The sequence below is a fragment of the Streptomyces cyaneofuscatus genome, from assembly GCF_042718795.1.
GTDB classification, from domain to species: Bacteria; Actinomycetota; Actinomycetes; order Streptomycetales; family Streptomycetaceae; genus Streptomyces; species Streptomyces cyaneofuscatus_A.
Window position 1 is genome coordinate 99,587 of record NZ_JBHXOX010000009.1, and the last position, 15,242, is coordinate 114,828.

Annotated in this window: 16 protein-coding genes; 8 read left to right on the plus strand and 8 right to left on the minus strand. The window is 70.0% G+C overall.

Annotated elements, in window-relative coordinates; genetic code table 11:
- The first annotated feature begins 95 nt into the window (after positions 1-95).
- Both ACFWRT_RS12190 and ACFWRT_RS12195 read left to right on the plus strand, forming a co-directional pair.
- Complete coding sequence (locus ACFWRT_RS12190) at positions 96-1,307, plus strand: MFS transporter (RefSeq protein WP_380951676.1); 1,212 nt, start codon at positions 96-98, stop codon at positions 1,305-1,307.
- Between the two features lie 56 nt (positions 1,308-1,363).
- Positions 1,364-1,786, plus strand: a complete 423-nt coding sequence (locus ACFWRT_RS12195) for a GlcG/HbpS family heme-binding protein (RefSeq protein ID WP_380951677.1) — start codon at positions 1,364-1,366, stop codon at positions 1,784-1,786.
- Positions 1,787-1,810: 24 nt separating this feature from the next.
- Here the strand turns inward: ACFWRT_RS12195 and ACFWRT_RS12200 are convergent, their stop codons facing one another.
- The 4 genes from ACFWRT_RS12200 to ACFWRT_RS12215 all read right to left on the minus strand — a co-directional run bounded on the left by ACFWRT_RS12200 (position 1,811) and on the right by ACFWRT_RS12215 (position 4,905).
- On the minus strand, positions 1,811-2,695 hold the full coding sequence (locus ACFWRT_RS12200; RefSeq protein ID WP_380951678.1) for a GNAT family N-acetyltransferase: 885 nt from the start codon (positions 2,693-2,695) through the stop codon (positions 1,811-1,813).
- A gap of 128 nt (positions 2,696-2,823) precedes the next feature.
- A complete protein-coding gene (locus ACFWRT_RS12205; RefSeq protein ID WP_380951679.1) occupies positions 2,824-3,303 on the minus strand; it encodes an NUDIX domain-containing protein in 480 nt (159 codons plus the stop codon).
- A 44-nt stretch (positions 3,304-3,347) separates the two neighbouring features.
- Entirely contained in the window at positions 3,348-4,472 is a 1,125-nt protein-coding gene (locus ACFWRT_RS12210; protein ID WP_380951680.1) for a cystathionine gamma-lyase, read from the minus strand.
- A 55-nt stretch (positions 4,473-4,527) separates the two neighbouring features.
- Complete coding sequence (locus tag ACFWRT_RS12215) at positions 4,528-4,905, minus strand: phage holin family protein (protein WP_380951681.1); 378 nt, start codon at positions 4,903-4,905, stop codon at positions 4,528-4,530.
- A gap of 87 nt (positions 4,906-4,992) precedes the next feature.
- Here ACFWRT_RS12215 and ACFWRT_RS12220 point away from each other — a divergent pair, with 87 nt between their 5' ends.
- The 4 genes from ACFWRT_RS12220 (at position 4,993) to ACFWRT_RS12235 (ending at position 7,271) form a co-directional block, all read left to right on the plus strand.
- The gene (locus tag ACFWRT_RS12220; protein ID WP_380951682.1) at positions 4,993-5,310 is read left to right on the plus strand and encodes a cupin domain-containing protein; all 318 of its coding nucleotides are present in this window, start codon (positions 4,993-4,995) and stop codon (positions 5,308-5,310) included.
- 168 nt (positions 5,311-5,478) lie between these two features.
- A complete protein-coding gene (locus ACFWRT_RS12225; RefSeq protein ID WP_380944861.1) occupies positions 5,479-5,691 on the plus strand; it encodes a DUF5326 family protein in 213 nt (70 codons plus the stop codon).
- Positions 5,692-5,961: 270 nt separating this feature from the next.
- Entirely contained in the window at positions 5,962-6,732 is a 771-nt protein-coding gene (locus tag ACFWRT_RS12230) for an IclR family transcriptional regulator (protein ID WP_380951683.1), read from the plus strand.
- 101 nt (positions 6,733-6,833) lie between these two features.
- A complete protein-coding gene (locus ACFWRT_RS12235) occupies positions 6,834-7,271 on the plus strand; it encodes an SsgA family sporulation/cell division regulator (RefSeq protein WP_015609883.1) in 438 nt (145 codons plus the stop codon).
- Positions 7,272-7,301: 30 nt separating this feature from the next.
- On the opposite strand, the gene ACFWRT_RS12240 is transcribed toward ACFWRT_RS12235, so the two are convergent.
- Entirely contained in the window at positions 7,302-8,654 is a 1,353-nt protein-coding gene (locus ACFWRT_RS12240; protein ID WP_380951684.1) for a YibE/F family protein, read from the minus strand.
- Between the two features lie 196 nt (positions 8,655-8,850).
- Between ACFWRT_RS12240 and thiC the strand changes: the two genes are divergently transcribed.
- Both thiC and ACFWRT_RS12250 read left to right on the plus strand, forming a co-directional pair.
- Positions 8,851-10,641, plus strand: coding sequence for a phosphomethylpyrimidine synthase ThiC (thiC, locus tag ACFWRT_RS12245; RefSeq protein WP_380951685.1), 1,791 nt, complete (start codon positions 8,851-8,853; stop codon positions 10,639-10,641).
- A gap of 303 nt (positions 10,642-10,944) precedes the next feature.
- Positions 10,945-11,301 carry a DUF805 domain-containing protein gene (locus tag ACFWRT_RS12250; RefSeq protein WP_380951686.1) on the plus strand — a complete coding sequence of 119 codons (357 nt, stop codon included), beginning with the start codon at positions 10,945-10,947 and terminating at the stop codon, positions 11,299-11,301.
- Positions 11,302-11,389: 88 nt separating this feature from the next.
- Here the strand turns inward: ACFWRT_RS12250 and ACFWRT_RS12255 are convergent, their stop codons facing one another.
- The 3 genes from ACFWRT_RS12255 to ACFWRT_RS12265 form a co-directional block, all read right to left on the minus strand.
- Entirely contained in the window at positions 11,390-12,211 is an 822-nt protein-coding gene (locus ACFWRT_RS12255) for a hypothetical protein (protein WP_380951687.1), read from the minus strand.
- 181 nt (positions 12,212-12,392) lie between these two features.
- Entirely contained in the window at positions 12,393-13,571 is a 1,179-nt protein-coding gene (locus ACFWRT_RS12260) for a metallophosphoesterase (protein ID WP_380951689.1), read from the minus strand.
- Positions 13,572-13,795: 224 nt separating this feature from the next.
- Positions 13,796-14,908 carry a LacI family DNA-binding transcriptional regulator gene (locus ACFWRT_RS12265; protein WP_076967683.1) on the minus strand — a complete coding sequence of 371 codons (1,113 nt, stop codon included), beginning with the start codon at positions 14,906-14,908 and terminating at the stop codon, positions 13,796-13,798.
- Positions 14,909-15,242 lie beyond the last annotated feature (334 nt).

Consider the following 15,242-nt stretch of genomic DNA (forward strand, 5'->3'; position numbering starts at 1 on the left):
GCCTGCAATAGCCCGCGTTTGCAATTAACCAGCGTCTGCAATTATTGTGAACGCTTGTAAGGCGCAGACGCAATCTTCAGGGAAGGTGAAAACCCATGCCGCTCGCGCTCCTCGCGCTGGCCATCGGGGCATTCGGGATCGGAACGACCGAGTTCGTGATCATGGGGTTGCTCCCCGAGGTCGCGGCGGACTTCCAGGTCTCGATCCCGACCGCAGGCTTCCTGGTGACCGGCTACGCGCTCGGGGTCGTCCTCGGCGCCCCGCTGATGACCCTGCTGGGTACCCGGGTCACCCGTAAGCGGATGCTGATGCTCCTGATGGGGCTGTTCATCGTGGGCAACGTCGTGTCCGCCCTCGCCCCCGTCTTCGGCGTCATGCTCGCCGGCCGGGTGGTCGCCTCCCTCGCGCACGGTGCCTTCTTCGGCATCGGCTCGGTGGTCGCGGCCGATCTCGTCGCCCCGCAGAAGAAGGCCGGGGCCATCGCCATGATGTTCACCGGACTCACCGTCGCCAACGTCGTCGGCGTCCCGCTCGGCACCTACATCGGGCAGTCCGCGGGCTGGCGGACCACGTTCGTCCTCGTGGCGCTCCTCGGGGCGATCGGTCTCGCCGGAGTGGCGAAGCTCGTCCCCGAGCAGCCCAAGCCCGAAGGCGTACGCGTCCGCCACGAACTGGCCGCGTTCCGCAACGTCCAGGTCCTGCTCGCGATGGCCATGACCGTCCTGGGCTTCGGCGGAGTCTTCGCCGCGATCACCTACATCACCCCGATGATGACCGAGATCGCCGGCTACTCGGCCTCCTCCGTCACCTGGCTGCTGGTCCTCTTCGGCCTCGGCATGGTGGGCGGCAACCTGGTGGGCGGCCGGTTCGCCGACCGCCATCTGATGCCGATGCTGTACGTCTCGCTCGGCGCGCTCGCCCTCGTCCTCGGCCTGTTCACCGTGACGGCCCACAACAAGGTCGCCGCGGCCGTCACCATCGTCCTCATCGGTGCCCTCGGCTTCGCGACCGTGCCCCCGCTGCAGAAGCGGGTCCTCGACCAGGCGGCGGGCGCCCCCACCCTGGCCTCCGCGGTCAACATCGGTGCCTTCAACCTCGGCAACGCCCTCTCCGCCTGGCTAGGCGGCCTCGTGATCGCCGCCGGTCTCGGCTACACCGCCCCCAACTGGGTCGGCGCGGTCCTCGCCGCGTCCGCCCTGGTGCTGGCCGTGGTCTCCGGCCTGCTGGAGCGCCGTACCGCCGGAGCCGAAGGTCGGATCGTCGCCGGGAGCAGTCCCGCGCCGGTCACCGCCCCGGCCCGGCACTGAGGCCCCCCGGGGCCCCGCACCACTCACCCCACCGCACAACGATCAGGAGCAGTCCCATGAGCACCACCACCGCTGTCGCACCGCTGACCATCCAGGACGCCGAGGCTCTCGTCACAGCCGCCCGCGGCGCCGCCGAGGCGGCCGGTGTCGCCGTCGCCGTGAGCGTCGTGGACGCGGGCGGCCACCTGCTGGCCTTCCGGCGCGACGACCGCGCGGTCCTCATCGCCGGGGAGACCAGCACCCGCAAGGCGTTCACCGCGCTGCAGCTCGACGCCCCCACCGCGGACCTGGTCGACGCCGTGCAGCCCGGCGGGCTCTTCCACACCCTGCCGACCGCGCTGGACCGCCCGCTGCTCTTCATCGCCGGCGGTATTCCGCTGCACCGCGGCGGCCGGCTGATCGGCGCCATCGGGGTCGGCGGAGGAGCGCCGGAGCAGGACCACGGGTTCGCGTCCGCCGCGGCGGACTGCCTCGTCTGAGGCCGGGCACTCGCAGCAGGGGCGTCAGCCCGTCGCGATGGTGAGCGGGGCGAACCTGCGGGTGGCGTCGCCCGGGAGGTCCTCGATGCCGTACGTCATCACCGCCGTACGGGAGCTCGGTTCGAGGCCGCGCTCCACCAGCCAGCCGAGCAGCTCCTCGTGGCGTGCGTCGACATCGGCCCGCAGCGGCCGGTCCGTCGTGGCGGCCAGCGCGGTGACGAGGGCCTTGGCGGTCGCTGTGTCGCGCGCGACGAGCGGGCCGACGACATGGGCGTCGCCGCTCGGCCAGAGGGCCGCGTAACCGGTCAGCTCGCCGTTCTCCTCCGCGACCTGGAGCCGGTCGGAGAAGGCCGGGAGCCGGGCGATGATGTGCGTACGGTCGATACCGAAGACCGGCAGGTCGAGGCGGACCATCGCCTGGAGGTCGTCCGCGGCGGCCGGGCGGATGGTCACCGCCGAATCCCGGGCCACGGCCGACGGCCGGTCCTCCGCCCGGAACCGGCCGAGGACCCGCTCGGTCCGGCCCACCTGGGCGAAGCCGAGCTCCTCGTAGAGCCGCTGTCCCTCGGGCGTGGCGTACAGGGCGAGCGGGGTGGACCCGGTCTCCTCCATCACATGGCGCATGAGCCGTCGGGCGATCCCCCGGCGGGCGTGGCGGCCGGCGACGAGCAGCATGCCGACGGCCGCCAGGCGGGGCCCGTACGACGTCACCACACAGGCCGCGACCAGACCCTTCCCGTCCGGTTCCGCGATCCCGTATCCCGTGCCCGCGGAGAGCAGCAGCCCCCATCGGTGCTCGTCGCGTGGCCAGCCCCGGTCCTCGGAGAGGTCGGCGCAGGAGACCAGGTCTCCCCGGGTGAGGCGCCGTACGGGCAGGTCGATGAGGGGCAGGGGTGAGGGGCTGTGCATGGGGTCAGGCTGTCCGACGCGATGATCGCCCGTCTACCGGTTTCCCGGAACTGGCCGAGAACCGAAGCGTCCGCCGTCATGTTTCACGTGAAACACGGCGGCGGACGCCTATGGCAGGCCAACGGCCGTCAGCTCAGATCGGGCGCGTGCATCGCCCGTACGCCCTCGATGTTGCCGTCCAGATAGTGGCGCAGGGAGAGCGGTACGAGGTGGACGGCGGCGATCCCGACCCGGCTGAACGGCACCCGGACGATCTCGTACTCTCCGCAGGGTTCGTCGATCTCCGGGCCGTGCCGCTGGGTGACGTCCATCGACACGAGCCGGCAGACGAAGAAGTGCTGGACCTTCACTCCGGTGACGCCGCCGTCCGCGATGTGCTCGACGGTGTCGACGAAGCAGGGGACCACATCGACGATCTTGGCGCCGAGCTCCTCGTCGACCTCGCGGTGGAGGGCGTCGACGACGGTGGCGTCCTCCGGCTCGACCCCGCCGCCGGGCGTGAGCCAGTAAGGATCGACCCCCGGCTTCGTGCGCTTGATGAGGACGAGGTCGTCGCCGTCGAGCAGGACGGCGCGTGCGGTGCGCTTGACCACAGGACGTTCGGTCATGGCAAGAGAGTGGCCCGCGCGGGCCCGTCTGAAACTCCTCCGGCCTACCGGGCCGCCTCGTCCAGCGCCCGCTCGACGTCCGCCAGCAGGTCCTCCGGGTCCTCCGCGCCGACGGAGAAGCGGATGAAGCCCTCCGGCACGGCGTCGCCGCCCCAGCGCCCCCGGCGTTCGGCGGTGGACCGTACACCCCCGAAACTCGTCGCGTCGTCGACCAGCCGCAGCGCGGAGAGGAAGCGCTCCGCCGTCTCCCGGTCGGCCAGCTCGAACGACACCACCGAACCGAAGCGCCGCATCTGGCGCACGGCGATCCCGTACGACGGGTCGGCGGGGAGCCCCGGATACCGCAGCCCGGTGACCTCGGTCCGCTTGGCCAGCGCCTCGGCGAGGGCCAGAGCGGTGGTGCACTGCCGGTCGATGCGCAGGTGGAGCGTGGCCAGCGACCGGTGGGCGAGCCAGGCCTCCATCGGGCCCGGAATCGCTCCGACCACCTTGCGCCAGCGCCGTACATCGGCGGTCAGCAGGGGATCGCGGCAGGTGACATGGCCCAGCAGGATGTCGCCGTGCCCGGTCATGCCCTTGGTGTCACTGGCGACCGAGAAGTCCGCGCCGAGCTCCAGCGGGCGCTGGCCGATCGGTGTGGCCAGGGTGTTGTCGACGGCGACCAGCGCGCCCGCCTCGTGCGCGGCGGCCACGAGCCGCCGGATGTCGCAGACGTCGAGGCCCGGGTTGGAGGGGCTCTCGATCCACAGCAGCTTCGCCCCCTCCAGCAGCGCCAACTGGGCGTCGCCACCGGTCGGCGCGGTCCGCACCTCGACGCCGAAGGCCGTCAACTGCTCCCGTACGAGCGGCAGCGCCTGGTAGCCGTCCTCCGGCAGCACCACGGTGTCGCCGGTGCGGACGTGGGAGAGCAGTACGGCGGTGATCGCCGCCATGCCGGAGGCGAACACCGTGGTGCTCACGTCCTCGCCGGGCGCCTCCAGCTCGCCGATGGCCCGCTCCAGGTGGGTCCATGTCGGGTTGGTGTCCCGGCCGTAGGTATAGGGGCCCACCGGTTCGCCGGAGAGGTGGAAGTGCGCGGCGAAGACCGGCCCGGGCAGGGTCGGCTCGTACTGCTCCGGTTCGGGAAGGCCGGCGCGTACCGCGCGCGTTCCGTCGCCCATGGTGCTCATGCTGCTCCGTAATCCGTGTCCGTAAGTGGTCGGGCGGCCCGGGGAGAGGCCGTGTTCAGTCCTCGTCCGGCAGGACCATGTTGAGGGCCCAGGAGACGACCGAGATGATCAGGGCGCCGAGTACGGCGGTCCAGAAGCCCTCGACGTGGAAGCTGAGGTCGAAGACGCCGGCCAGCCAGGAGGTCAGCAGCAGCATCAGGGCGTTGACCACCAGGGTGATCAGTCCGAGGGTCAGGATGAACAGCGGAAACGTCAGGAGCTGGACCAGCGGCTTGACCAGGACGTTCACCAGACCGAAGATCAGCGCGACCAGGATCAGGGTGAGGACCTTGCGGCCGGTGGAGCCGCCCTCCAGAGTGATGTTCCCGATCAGCCAGATGGCCACGGCCAGCGCACCCGCGTTGGCGATCGTCTTGACTGCGAAATTCTTCATGTGTCTGATCGTGGCAGACATGATCGGTGGTGGACACCGACAGCGCACGCGAACCGACTGCACAGGTCACAAGGGGCGGACGAGCCGATGAAGGCATTCAGACTGGACGAGCTGGAGGCGGAGCGGGCCGCCAACGAGGGCGCCTACCTGCAGTTCGTGCGGGAGCGGAACATGTCCGTCGGCCTGTACGCGCTGGACGCGGGCGACCTCGATCCGCAGCAGCCGCACCAGCAGGACGAGGTGTACTTCGTCGTCAGCGGCCGTGCGTCGATCACGGTCGGGACGGAGACGACGCAGGTCGGCCGGGGGAGCGTCGTCTATGTGCCGGCCGGGGTGGCCCACAAGTTCCACCACATCACCGAGGACCTGCGGGTGATGGTCGTCTTCTCGCCACCGGAGGGCTGAGACCTCGCCGGCGGAGGGCTGAGGACTCCCCGGCGGAGGTCTCCGGGGCCTCGGGTTCCCTAAGGGTTCGATCAGGGGTCTTCAAGGGCTGCGAGGCCCCCGCCGGGGTCCCCCGCGCCCTTAGCATCGAGGCAGGAACCCAGAGAGACGAGGTAGATGGCGATGGCCGTGCGGGAGATATACGCGGGGATGCCCTGGTGGGTGAAGTGGATCGCGGTGCCCGTCATCGCGATCTTCGTGTTCGGCGGTCTGATCGCCAGCGTCATCGGCTTCGTGATCGGCCTGCTCTTCAAGGCGCTGGTCTTCGTCGTCCTGGTCGGCGGTCTGATCTTCGTCGTACGCAAGTTCACGTCCTCGTCGTCCTCACGGGGTGACTGGTAGGAAGGCCGCCGCGGGCCGGTGCGGGACCGGGGGTGGGCACAGGCCTGCGGATTAGCCCAGCTGAGCTAAGTCCAAGAGGAAAACCCCCTCCCGTCGGAGGCGGCCGATACAGTGACATAACGCTGCCGCCATCTGGAATGTGACCTTCTGTCACCGAACCGACCGAGTGACCAGTGGTCTGAACGACAGTCCGGTCGTGGGTGCGGCGGGCCCGTGGGGGCGGCCCCCACGGGAGGGCTGACGGCCCGTCACCATGCCTGGGGGTGACCTTTGACCACGGCATCGAGCACCACTGCCCCGACGTTGATCGGTTCGGTTCAGCGGGCGTTGAGGCTGCTGGAGGCTGTGGGCACCCATCGGGACGGGGCGCCGGCCAAGCAGCTCGCACGGGAGGCCGGGCTACCGCTGCCGACCGCGTACCACCTGCTCCGCACCCTCACCCATGAGGGATATCTCCGCCGCGAGAACGGCGTCTTCCTCTTCGGGGCGGCCGCCGAGAACCTCACCGCGGCCCGGGCCGCGAGACACCGCCCCGCCTCCGTCACCGAATCCCTCGCGCACTGGCGGGACGCCATCGGGGTCCCGGTGTACTGCGCCGTCTACCGCGACGGTGAGATCGAGCTCATCGCGGTCGCGGACGCCCCCGAAGCCCCGGCGGTGGACGAGTGGGCCTCCTTCCGGGAGACCGGCCACGCGCACGCGATCGGGCAGTGTCTTCTCGGCCAGCTCGACGAGAAGGACCGCGAGGACCACCTCGACCGGCACCCCGTACGGCCCCTCACTCGTTACTCAGTGCGAGATCGCGCGGCACTTCTGGAGCGGCTGCGAACGTTGCGGCGGGGTGAACCGGTCATCGAACGCCAGGAGTACGCACTGGGGACCGTCTGCGCCGCCATTCCCGTCACAGCCGGTGCCACCATTGCGGCGATGGCCATTTCCGTACCCCTGGACCGTGAAGAACGGTTGCTGCCCGCAGTCGAACAGCTACGTGGCGAAGTGGCGAGCCTCTTGCGTTCGTTCGTGTTCTCTATCAGTATCTGAAAAATCACTCCTTGTGATCTGCTATCGCGTGCACCACGATGGCGTCAATAGGGCCATAGGGGATCATTCCTGGCCAGTTTCATCTACTGCGGGGTTGAACGATGCGCGAGTCGGTTCAAGCAGAGGTCATGATGAGCTTCCTCGTCTCCGAGGAGCTCTCGTTCCGTATTCCGGTGGAGCTCCGGTACGAGGTGGCTGATCCCTATGCCATCCGGATGACGTTCCATCTGCCCGGCGATGCCCCGGTGACCTGGGCATTCGGCCGCGAGCTGCTGCTGGACGGGCTCAACAGCCCGAGCGGCGACGGCGATGTGCACATCGGGCCGACCGAACCCGAGGGTCTCGGCGACGTGCACATCCGCCTCCAGGTCGGCGCGGATCGCGCGCTGTTCCGGGCCGGTACGGCACCGCTCGTCGCCTTCCTCGACAGAACCGACAAGCTGGTGCCCCTCGGTCAGGAGCACACGCTGGGTGACTTCGACGGGAACCTGGAGGAGGCGCTCGGCCGCATCCTCGCCGAGGAGCAGAACGCGGGCTGAGCGCGGCACGTACCCCCGGCCTCGCGTCCTTCACGCCTTACGGCGGCGGCCCCTGCCCGTCCGTGCGGGGGCGGCGGCCGTGGACGAGGAGGGGGAGGCGCCCGGGCGGTCCGCGGAGACCACCAGTGCGGCGAGCACCGTCGTCACCGGCACCGAGGCGACCAGACCGATCGAACCGACCAGCGTCCGGACGATCTCCTCGGCGACCAGCTCGCTGTTGGCCACCGTGCCCACACTGGACTGGGCGATGGAGAAGAGCAGCAGCAGCGGCAGCGCCGCGCCCGCGTACGCCAGCACCAGGGTGTTCACGACCGAGGCGATGTGGTCCCGTCCGATGCGGATACCTGCCCGGTACAGCCCGCGCCAACCCATCCGCGGGTCCGCCTGGTGCAGCTCCCAGACGGCGGAGGTCTGGGTGACCGTCACATCGTCGAGCACCCCGAGCGATCCGATGATGACACCGGCCAGCAGCAGACCGCTCATGTCGATGTCCGGATAAAGGCCGTGGATGAGGCCGGTGTTGTCGTCGGTGTTGCCGCTCAGGTCCGCCCAGCCGATGAACAGGGAGCCGAGCAGTCCGATCAGCAGCAGCGAGATCAGCGTGCCGACGACCGCGACAGATGTTCGTGCCGTCACCCCGTGGCACATGTAGAGCGCCGCCAGCATGATGGCGCTGGCCCCGATCACCGCCACCACCAGCGGATTCGAGCCCTGCAGGATCGCCGGCAGGATGAACAGCGTCAGTACGGCGAACGAGACGGCCAGCGCCACCAGCGCCATCACCCCGCGCAGCCGGCCCACCGCGATCACCGCCAGCGCGAAGATCGCGGCCAGCAGCGTCATCGGGATCTTCCGGTTCACATCGGTGACGCTGTACTGAAGGTCGCGCGGCGCGTCGGGGGCGTACGCCACGACCACGCCCTGGCCCTCGCGCAGTTGGCGGGGCGCGTCGGGCTGGACCACCTCGACGAACTTCCGGCCCTTGTCGTTCCCGCTGGTCACCTCGACGGTCGCCTTCGCGCACTCCCCCTCCTGCTCGTTGACGGCCTCCCGGCCCGAGGGGGTCGAGGTGTCACCGGTCGGCGGGACCTGTGCGGCGTTGACGTCGGCGCAGTCGACCTTGACGACCTGGACGACCTTGCCGTCCTGGGTCTGCCGGTCGAATCCGACGCCGGTGCGCTCGTGGTCGGGGGCGCCGCCGGGCCAGAACGCGATCAGGCCGACGACGACCGCCGTGGCGAACGGGATCACCACAGCGGCGATCACCTTGCGCAGATGCTTGGAGACGGGAGCGGCTGGTCCGTGGCTGTGCGTGTGGCCGTGTACATGGCCCTGGGGCGGCTGGGGCGGCTGGGGCGCGGGGTCGCTTTGGGGGGAGGTCACGGGGCGATCATCGCAAGAACAGGAGGGCCCTCTGGTCAGCTCGCCGGAAAGGACGCTAGCGTGGAGGCACCTTTGCACACGCGGGAGCTCGGAGCACCGGGCTGAGAGGGCGCTGACCGCCGTACATCCGTACGGGACACGCTGCGCCGACCGCCGAACCTGTTACCGGGTAATGCCGGCGTAGGGAGTAGGTCTCATGACCACAGCGGACGCACGCACGCCTGCCTCGAAACAGAGCGCCGAGAGCACGGGCGACGATGCCGGGAAGTCCATCGGCTGGCACAAGGGGTACGTCCAGGGCTCGCGCCCGGACCTCCGGGTGCCGGTCCGACAGGTGCACCTCACCAACGGCAAGGACGTGACGCTGTACGACACGTCGGGGCCGTACACCGATCCCGGGATCGACACCGATGTCCGCCGGGGCCTCGCGCCCCTGCGGGAGAACTGGATCATCGCGCGCGGCGACACCGAGGAGTACGCGGGCCGCCCGGTCCGCCCCGAGGACGACGGGCTCAAGCACACCTCGCCGCGCGGCGGGCTGCGCAACCTGGACGCGGTCTTCCCCGGCCGGCCGCGCCAGCCGCGCCGCAGCCGCGACGGACGGCCCGTCAGCCAGCTCGCGTACGCCCGGCGGGGCGAGATCACCCCGGAGATGGAGTACGTCGCGATCCGGGAGAACGTCGAGGCCGAGGTCGTACGGGAGGAGATCGCGGCGGGCCGGGCCGTGCTGCCGGCCAACGTCAACCACCCCGAGATCGAGCCGATGATCATCGGCAAGCGGTTCCTGGTGAAGGTCAACGCCAACATCGGCAACTCGGCCGTCACCTCCTCCATCGAGGAGGAGGTGGACAAGATGACCTGGGCGACCAAGTGGGGCGCCGACACGGTCATGGACCTGTCCACCGGCCGCAACATCCACACCACCCGCGAGTGGGTGCTGCGCAACTCCCCCGTACCGATCGGAACGGTGCCGCTCTACCAGGCGTTGGAGAAGGTGGACGGCCGAGCGGAGGAGCTGACCTGGGAGATCTACAAGGACACCGTCATCGAACAGGCCGAGCAGGGCGTGGACTACATGACGGTGCACGCCGGAGTGCGCCTGCCGTACGTCCCGCTGACGGCCCGCCGTAAGACCGGCATCGTCTCGCGGGGCGGCTCGATCATGGCGGCCTGGTGCCTGGCGCACCACAAGGAGTCGTTCCTCTACGAGCACTTCGAGGAGCTCTGCGAGATCCTCGCGACGTACGACGTCACCTACTCCCTCGGTGACGGGCTGCGCCCCGGTTCGATCGCGGACGCCAACGACGAGGCGCAGTTCGCCGAGCTGCGCACGCTGGGCGAGCTGAACACCATCGCCAAGCGGTTCGGCGTTCAGACGATGATCGAGGGCCCCGGGCACGTCCCGATGCACAAGATCAAGGAGAACATCGACCTCCAGCAGGAGATCTGCGAGGAGGCGCCGTTCTACACGCTCGGCCCGCTCACCACGGATGTCGCGCCCGCCTACGACCACATCACCTCGGGCATCGGCGCCGCGATGATCGCCTGGTGGGGGACGGCGATGCTCTGCTACGTCACGCCCAAGGAGCACCTGGGGCTGCCCAACCGGGACGACGTGAAGACGGGCGTGATCACCTACAAGATCGCCGCCCACGCGGCCGACCTCGCCAAGGGGCACCCGGGCGCGCAGGAGTGGGACGACGCGCTCTCCGACGCGCGGTTCGAGTTCCGGTGGGAGGACCAGTTCAACCTGGCCCTCGACCCGGACACGGCCCGGGAGTTCCATGACGAGACGCTGCCCGCCGAACCGGCGAAGACGGCGCACTTCTGCTCGATGTGCGGGCCGAAGTTCTGCTCGATGAAGATCTCCCAGGACATCCGCCGGCAGCACGGCGGTTCGCAGGAGGAGATCGAGGAGGGGATGGCCGAGAAGTCGAAGGAGTTCGCGGCCGCCGGCAACCGGGTCTACCTGCCGATCGCCGACTAGGGCCGCAGGCCGCCTCTCCGTCCCCGACGCCCAGTCCGGCGTCGGGGACGGCTTGCGTACGCCCGGCGCCCGATGGCGTGACGCCAAGGGCCGTCACCTATGGGCGACTTACCGCCTTGGACACCATCTGGCGTGATAGCAGGTCTTGTTAAGCGACAGTATGGACACAGTCGTGTGGCGGCTGGATGTACGTTTCGCGGCCGCGTCAACTGAGCTTGACCCGTTCCTTATCTGTGCCTTACTTTCCGGCTTGCTTGGCTGAAATTTGGTGGCCCTCGCACGGGGGCCTGGGGAGGGAACACAGTGAACTGGTACCTGGCCGTACTCAAGAACTACGCAGGCTTCAGCGGACGCGCGCGCCGCAAGGAGTACTGGATGTTCACGCTCATCCACCTGATCATCGCGGCCGTCCTGTTCGGTATCGGCCTGGCGATCGACACGACGATCCCGTACCTCATCTACGTCCTCGCGACGTTCGTCCCGTCGCTTGCCGTGCTGGTGCGCCGCCTGCACGACACCGGCCGGTCCGGCTGGTGGTTCTTCATCGCGTTCGTCCCGGTGGTCGGCGGCATCATTCTGCTGGTCTTCGTCGCCTCCGAGGGCAAGCAGGAGCCGAACCAGTACGGCACCAACCCGAAGCTCGCCCCGCAGGTGGGCTGATCCACCGCTCCGGCAGGGCCGGAGCACCGCACAGGCCGGGCGTGGCACTCGCCGCCCCGGCCTGTGGCGTTTCCGGAACCCCGGGGTCTTATTCCGGCCGGTGGTCCGGGCCGCCGAAGTCCGGGCTGGTGAAGTCGGGGCTCGTGAACGTCGGGCGGGGACCGGCCGAGGGGCCCTCCTCCGGGCCGGAGAAGTCCGGCCTGCTGTAGCCGACCTTCGGGATCCGGTTCGGTGAGCGGTGCGGGGTCCGTGCGGCGGGGCCCGCGGTCGGGTCGGCCAGGGCGTCCCGCAGGAACGGCAAGATGCCGCGCTCCAGCAGGGCGTGGCGCCAGGCCTCCCGGGCCCGGGCGACCTCCTCCGGCATCTCCTGCTCCTCGTCCTCGGCGGCCAGTGAGGTCGAGCCGTTGCGCAGGGCGGTGACGAGCAGCCCCACGGCGGCGACCAGGATGGCCGCGGCGGCGACGGCCGCGAAGAACCACCCGGCCGCGACCATGGTGGTGCCGAAGCCGACCGACGGGCTGACCGCCCTCATCAGATAGCCGACGAGCAGGAAGATCACGGCGGCGGTGCCCGCCAGGATCGGCGTCAGGACCGTGAGGACCGCTCCTACGCCGGCGCCCGGCCCGGTGGCCGGCGAGGTGTCCGCGTAACTCTCGCCCTCGGGGACGGCGGCGCTCGCCGCGCGCAGCTCGGCGCGGGCCTTCACGTAGTGCTCGTACTCGGTGGCCGCGGCCGCGGTGATCAGCGCTGTGGCGTTGAGCGCCATCGTGCGCAGCTGTTCGGTGTTGAGCCGGTCACCGACGCCTTCCAGGTCCGGGCGTTCATGGGCGTGACGCAGTGCGTCGCCCAGGATCCGGGCGTACTCGGGACCGTCCTCGGCCTGCAGGTGCGGAGCGCTTGTCATCTGCATCCCCCGATGCTCCGTCGGGCCCGGCAGCCCGCGTGGACCGGGCGATCGGGCGGAAACGGAGGAGAGCCTGCTACTGATGAGCCGATGGTAGAGCGCTCACGGCACGGGGTGACAGGGTGTTTCCGGAAATAGGCCCGATGATCGGTGCGGTCCGATCCGGAAGCGCCTTCCCCGTCAGACCTCAGTCATGCAGGGGGAGTTGGACGACCAGTAGCTTTCCGGCCATGGTCACTCCGCCGTCCATGGCGATGGCGAGCCCGTCCGCGTAGACGTGCGGACCGTTCACCACCGGCCCCGAACCGTCCTCGCCGTCCTCGGTGCCGACCTCGCCCAGGAGGTACGGAATCGGGCTGTGACCATGGACGACGCGCTGTCCGCCGTACGTCGTCAGCAGCTCGCGCACCGCGTCGGCGCCGCCCTCGTCGCGGAAGGCGAAGCGCTTGGTGAGCTTGCGGAAGAGGTCCCAGCACTCGTCGGCGTCGTTGCGGGTGAGGATGTCGGTGATGGTGTCGTTGACGGCGTCGATGGTGGTGCCGTAGTCGAGGTAGGCCGTCGTGTCGGAGTGCATCAGCAGGTGCCCGTCCTCCTCGACGACCGCGTCGAGCCGGGACATCCACTGGAGGTGCACGTCCTGGAGGCGGTCCATGTCGCTCTTCTGGCCGCCGTTGAGCAGCCAGGCGGCCTGGAAGGTGGCGGTGCCCGCACCGGAGTTGACCGGGGTGTCGGAGAACCGCTTGGCGCCGATGAGCAGCAGCTCGTGATTGCCCATCAGGGCCTTGCAGTAGCCGCCCGCTGCGGCCGCCTCCGCGGAGAGCCGCATGACGAGGTCGATGACCCCGATGCCGTCGGGGCCCCGGTCGGTGAAGTCGCCCAGGAACCAGAGCCGGGCGTTTCCCGCGGCCCAGTTGCCGTCGGCGTCGATGAGGCCCTGGGCGGCGAGTGCGGCGACCAGCTCGTCCAGGTAGCCGTGGACGTCGCCGACGACGAAGAGCGGGCCGCGCCCCTCCCCGGTGACGGGGCGGGATTGGGGGACCGTGTCCATCTTGACGGTGTCACCGCGGTTGATGACGGGGAGGTCGCGCTCGGTGGGGGTGTACCCCTCCGGAGGCTCGTCGCCGACGTTCACGTTGCCGGGGTGCGGCGGAGGGGGCGGCGCCGGCGCGTGCGGGGGCACGGCGGCGTGCGGGACCGGGGTGGGCGGCGCCGGCGCATGCGGGAGCACGGGTGGGTGCGGCGCCGCGCCGGGCGTCTGCGGTGGTACGGGCGTCTGTGCGTACGGCGGAACTCTGAAGTCGCGCAACGTCGCCGTCCGCACCACGGGTTCCTGACCGGCCCCCTGAGTCATCGACCCCTCCACCACCGTCGCGCCGCCCTACACCTGACGGGCCCTGCCTGGCAGAGGTGGTCCGCGGTGTCGTGCGCCCATCATAGGAATGCGGATCGATCTGTGTGACGCACCAGGGGTGGTGAATCCGGGCGCACGTACGGTTCACCGGCCGATTGGTCCGAAAAAAGCCGATCGGTTCCCGCTCAAGAGGCGGTCAGTGCCTGCTCAAGAGGCGGTCAGTCCCTGCTCAAGAGGCGTCAGTCCCTGCTCGGTGAGCGTGGCGCGCTGACCGTGGTGCGCGGCGGACGGCGTTGCGAGGAGGTCCGGACGATGAGCTCCGTCGGTATCACCTGCTCCACCGGCCCGTCGTGCTCCACGCCTTCGATGGCGTCGATGAGGAGCTGGACGACGGCCGTGCCGATGCGGCGGGGCTTCAGCGAGAGCGTCGTGATGGGCGGTTCGGTGGCCGCGTACACGGTGGACTCGCTGCAGCAGACCAGCAGCAGGTCCTCGGGGACGCGCAGGCCGTAGCGGCGGGCGGCGGCGAGGAGGTCGGTCCCGTTGGGGTCGAAGAGCCCGTAGACCGCGTCGGGGCGGTCCGGGCGGGCGAGCAGTCGGTCGGCGGCGACCGCGCCCGCGCAGGGGTCGTGCGCCGGGTAGGACTCGTAGACGGGATCCTGGCCGACCCGCTCGCACCAGTGGAGGTAGGCGGTGGTGGAGAGCCGGGTGTACGTGTCGGTGGTGGTGCCGGTCAGCAGGCCGATGCGGCGGGCGCCGGCGGCGGCGAGGTGGTCGAGGAGGTCGAGCACGGCGGCCCGGTGGTCGTTGTCGACCCAGGCGGTGACGGGGAGCGTCCCGGCCGGGCGGCCGTCCGAGACGACGGGCAGCCCCTGGCGGACGAGTTCGGTGACGACCGGATCCTGGTCGGAGGGGTCGATGACGACGGTCCCGTCGAGCGCGACGTTCGACCAGACGTCGTGCCGGGAGGTGGCGGGGAGGATGACCAGGGCGTAGCCCCGGGCGAGCGCCGCCGAGGTCGCGGCTCTCGCCATCTCCGCGAAGTACGCGAATTCGGTGAAGGTGAAAGGTTCATCCCCGTACGTGGTCACGGTCAGGCCGATCAGCCCCGACTTGCCCGTACGGAGGGTTCGGGCCGCTGCGGAGGGGCGGTAGCCCAAGCGCTCTGCGACCTCGCGGACATGGCTGCGGGTGGCGTCCGGGAGCCTGCCCTTGCCGTTGAGCGCGTCGGAGACGGTCGTGATCGAGACTCCGGCCGCGGCGGCCACGTCACGGATCCCCGCCCGTCCTGGCCGGCCGCTGCGCCGGGGGGTCTCCGTCCGGCTCACCTGGTGCTTCCCTGCTGCTGTCATGGCGAGCCGATAGTAGGGCTCCGGGGGGCGGTCGGTCCGGTCGCATATGCACCCATTGACAGGCACGTTTTTGCATGATCGTTAAGCATCAAAAGCCTTGCAATGAAAGGTTGTTGGGGAATTCGGCGTCAGTGTGTCAGGTGCTGGCGGCTGACGGCCTGCTGAATGGTCGATGTCTCGAAGAGGTCTCAACTCACCACTTCGGGGGACGCGCGCCACGGCGTGAGACACGGGCGCGCGCCGGAACCGGAAATGCTCCCCCCTGAGGAGGCCCACCGCGCGGACCATTCCCGGCACTGCGGGAGATTCCGCGCCCGGGCCATTCGCAGCGGCG

Excerpts from the sequence above, each read along its gene's own strand:
- ACFWRT_RS12220 (WP_380951682.1), top strand. The coding sequence starts at position 4,993 with ATGAAGGCATTCAGACTGGACGAGCTGGAGGCGGAGCGGGCCGCCAAC.
- ACFWRT_RS12265 (WP_076967683.1), bottom strand. The coding sequence starts at position 14,908 with ATGACAGCAGCAGGGAAGCACCAGGTGAGCCGGACGGAGACCCCCCGG.
- thiC (WP_380951685.1), top strand. The coding sequence starts at position 8,851 with ATGACCACAGCGGACGCACGCACGCCTGCCTCGAAACAGAGCGCCGAG.
- ACFWRT_RS12205 (WP_380951679.1), bottom strand. The coding sequence starts at position 3,303 with ATGACCGAACGTCCTGTGGTCAAGCGCACCGCACGCGCCGTCCTGCTC.
- ACFWRT_RS12195 (WP_380951677.1), top strand. The coding sequence starts at position 1,364 with ATGAGCACCACCACCGCTGTCGCACCGCTGACCATCCAGGACGCCGAG.
- ACFWRT_RS12210 (WP_380951680.1), bottom strand. The coding sequence starts at position 4,472 with ATGAGCACCATGGGCGACGGAACGCGCGCGGTACGCGCCGGCCTTCCC.
- ACFWRT_RS12235 (WP_015609883.1), top strand. The coding sequence starts at position 6,834 with ATGCGCGAGTCGGTTCAAGCAGAGGTCATGATGAGCTTCCTCGTCTCC.
- ACFWRT_RS12255 (WP_380951687.1), bottom strand. The coding sequence starts at position 12,211 with ATGCAGATGACAAGCGCTCCGCACCTGCAGGCCGAGGACGGTCCCGAG.
- ACFWRT_RS12215 (WP_380951681.1), bottom strand. The coding sequence starts at position 4,905 with ATGAAGAATTTCGCAGTCAAGACGATCGCCAACGCGGGTGCGCTGGCC.
- ACFWRT_RS12190 (WP_380951676.1), top strand. The coding sequence starts at position 96 with ATGCCGCTCGCGCTCCTCGCGCTGGCCATCGGGGCATTCGGGATCGGA.
- ACFWRT_RS12200 (WP_380951678.1), bottom strand. The coding sequence starts at position 2,695 with ATGCACAGCCCCTCACCCCTGCCCCTCATCGACCTGCCCGTACGGCGC.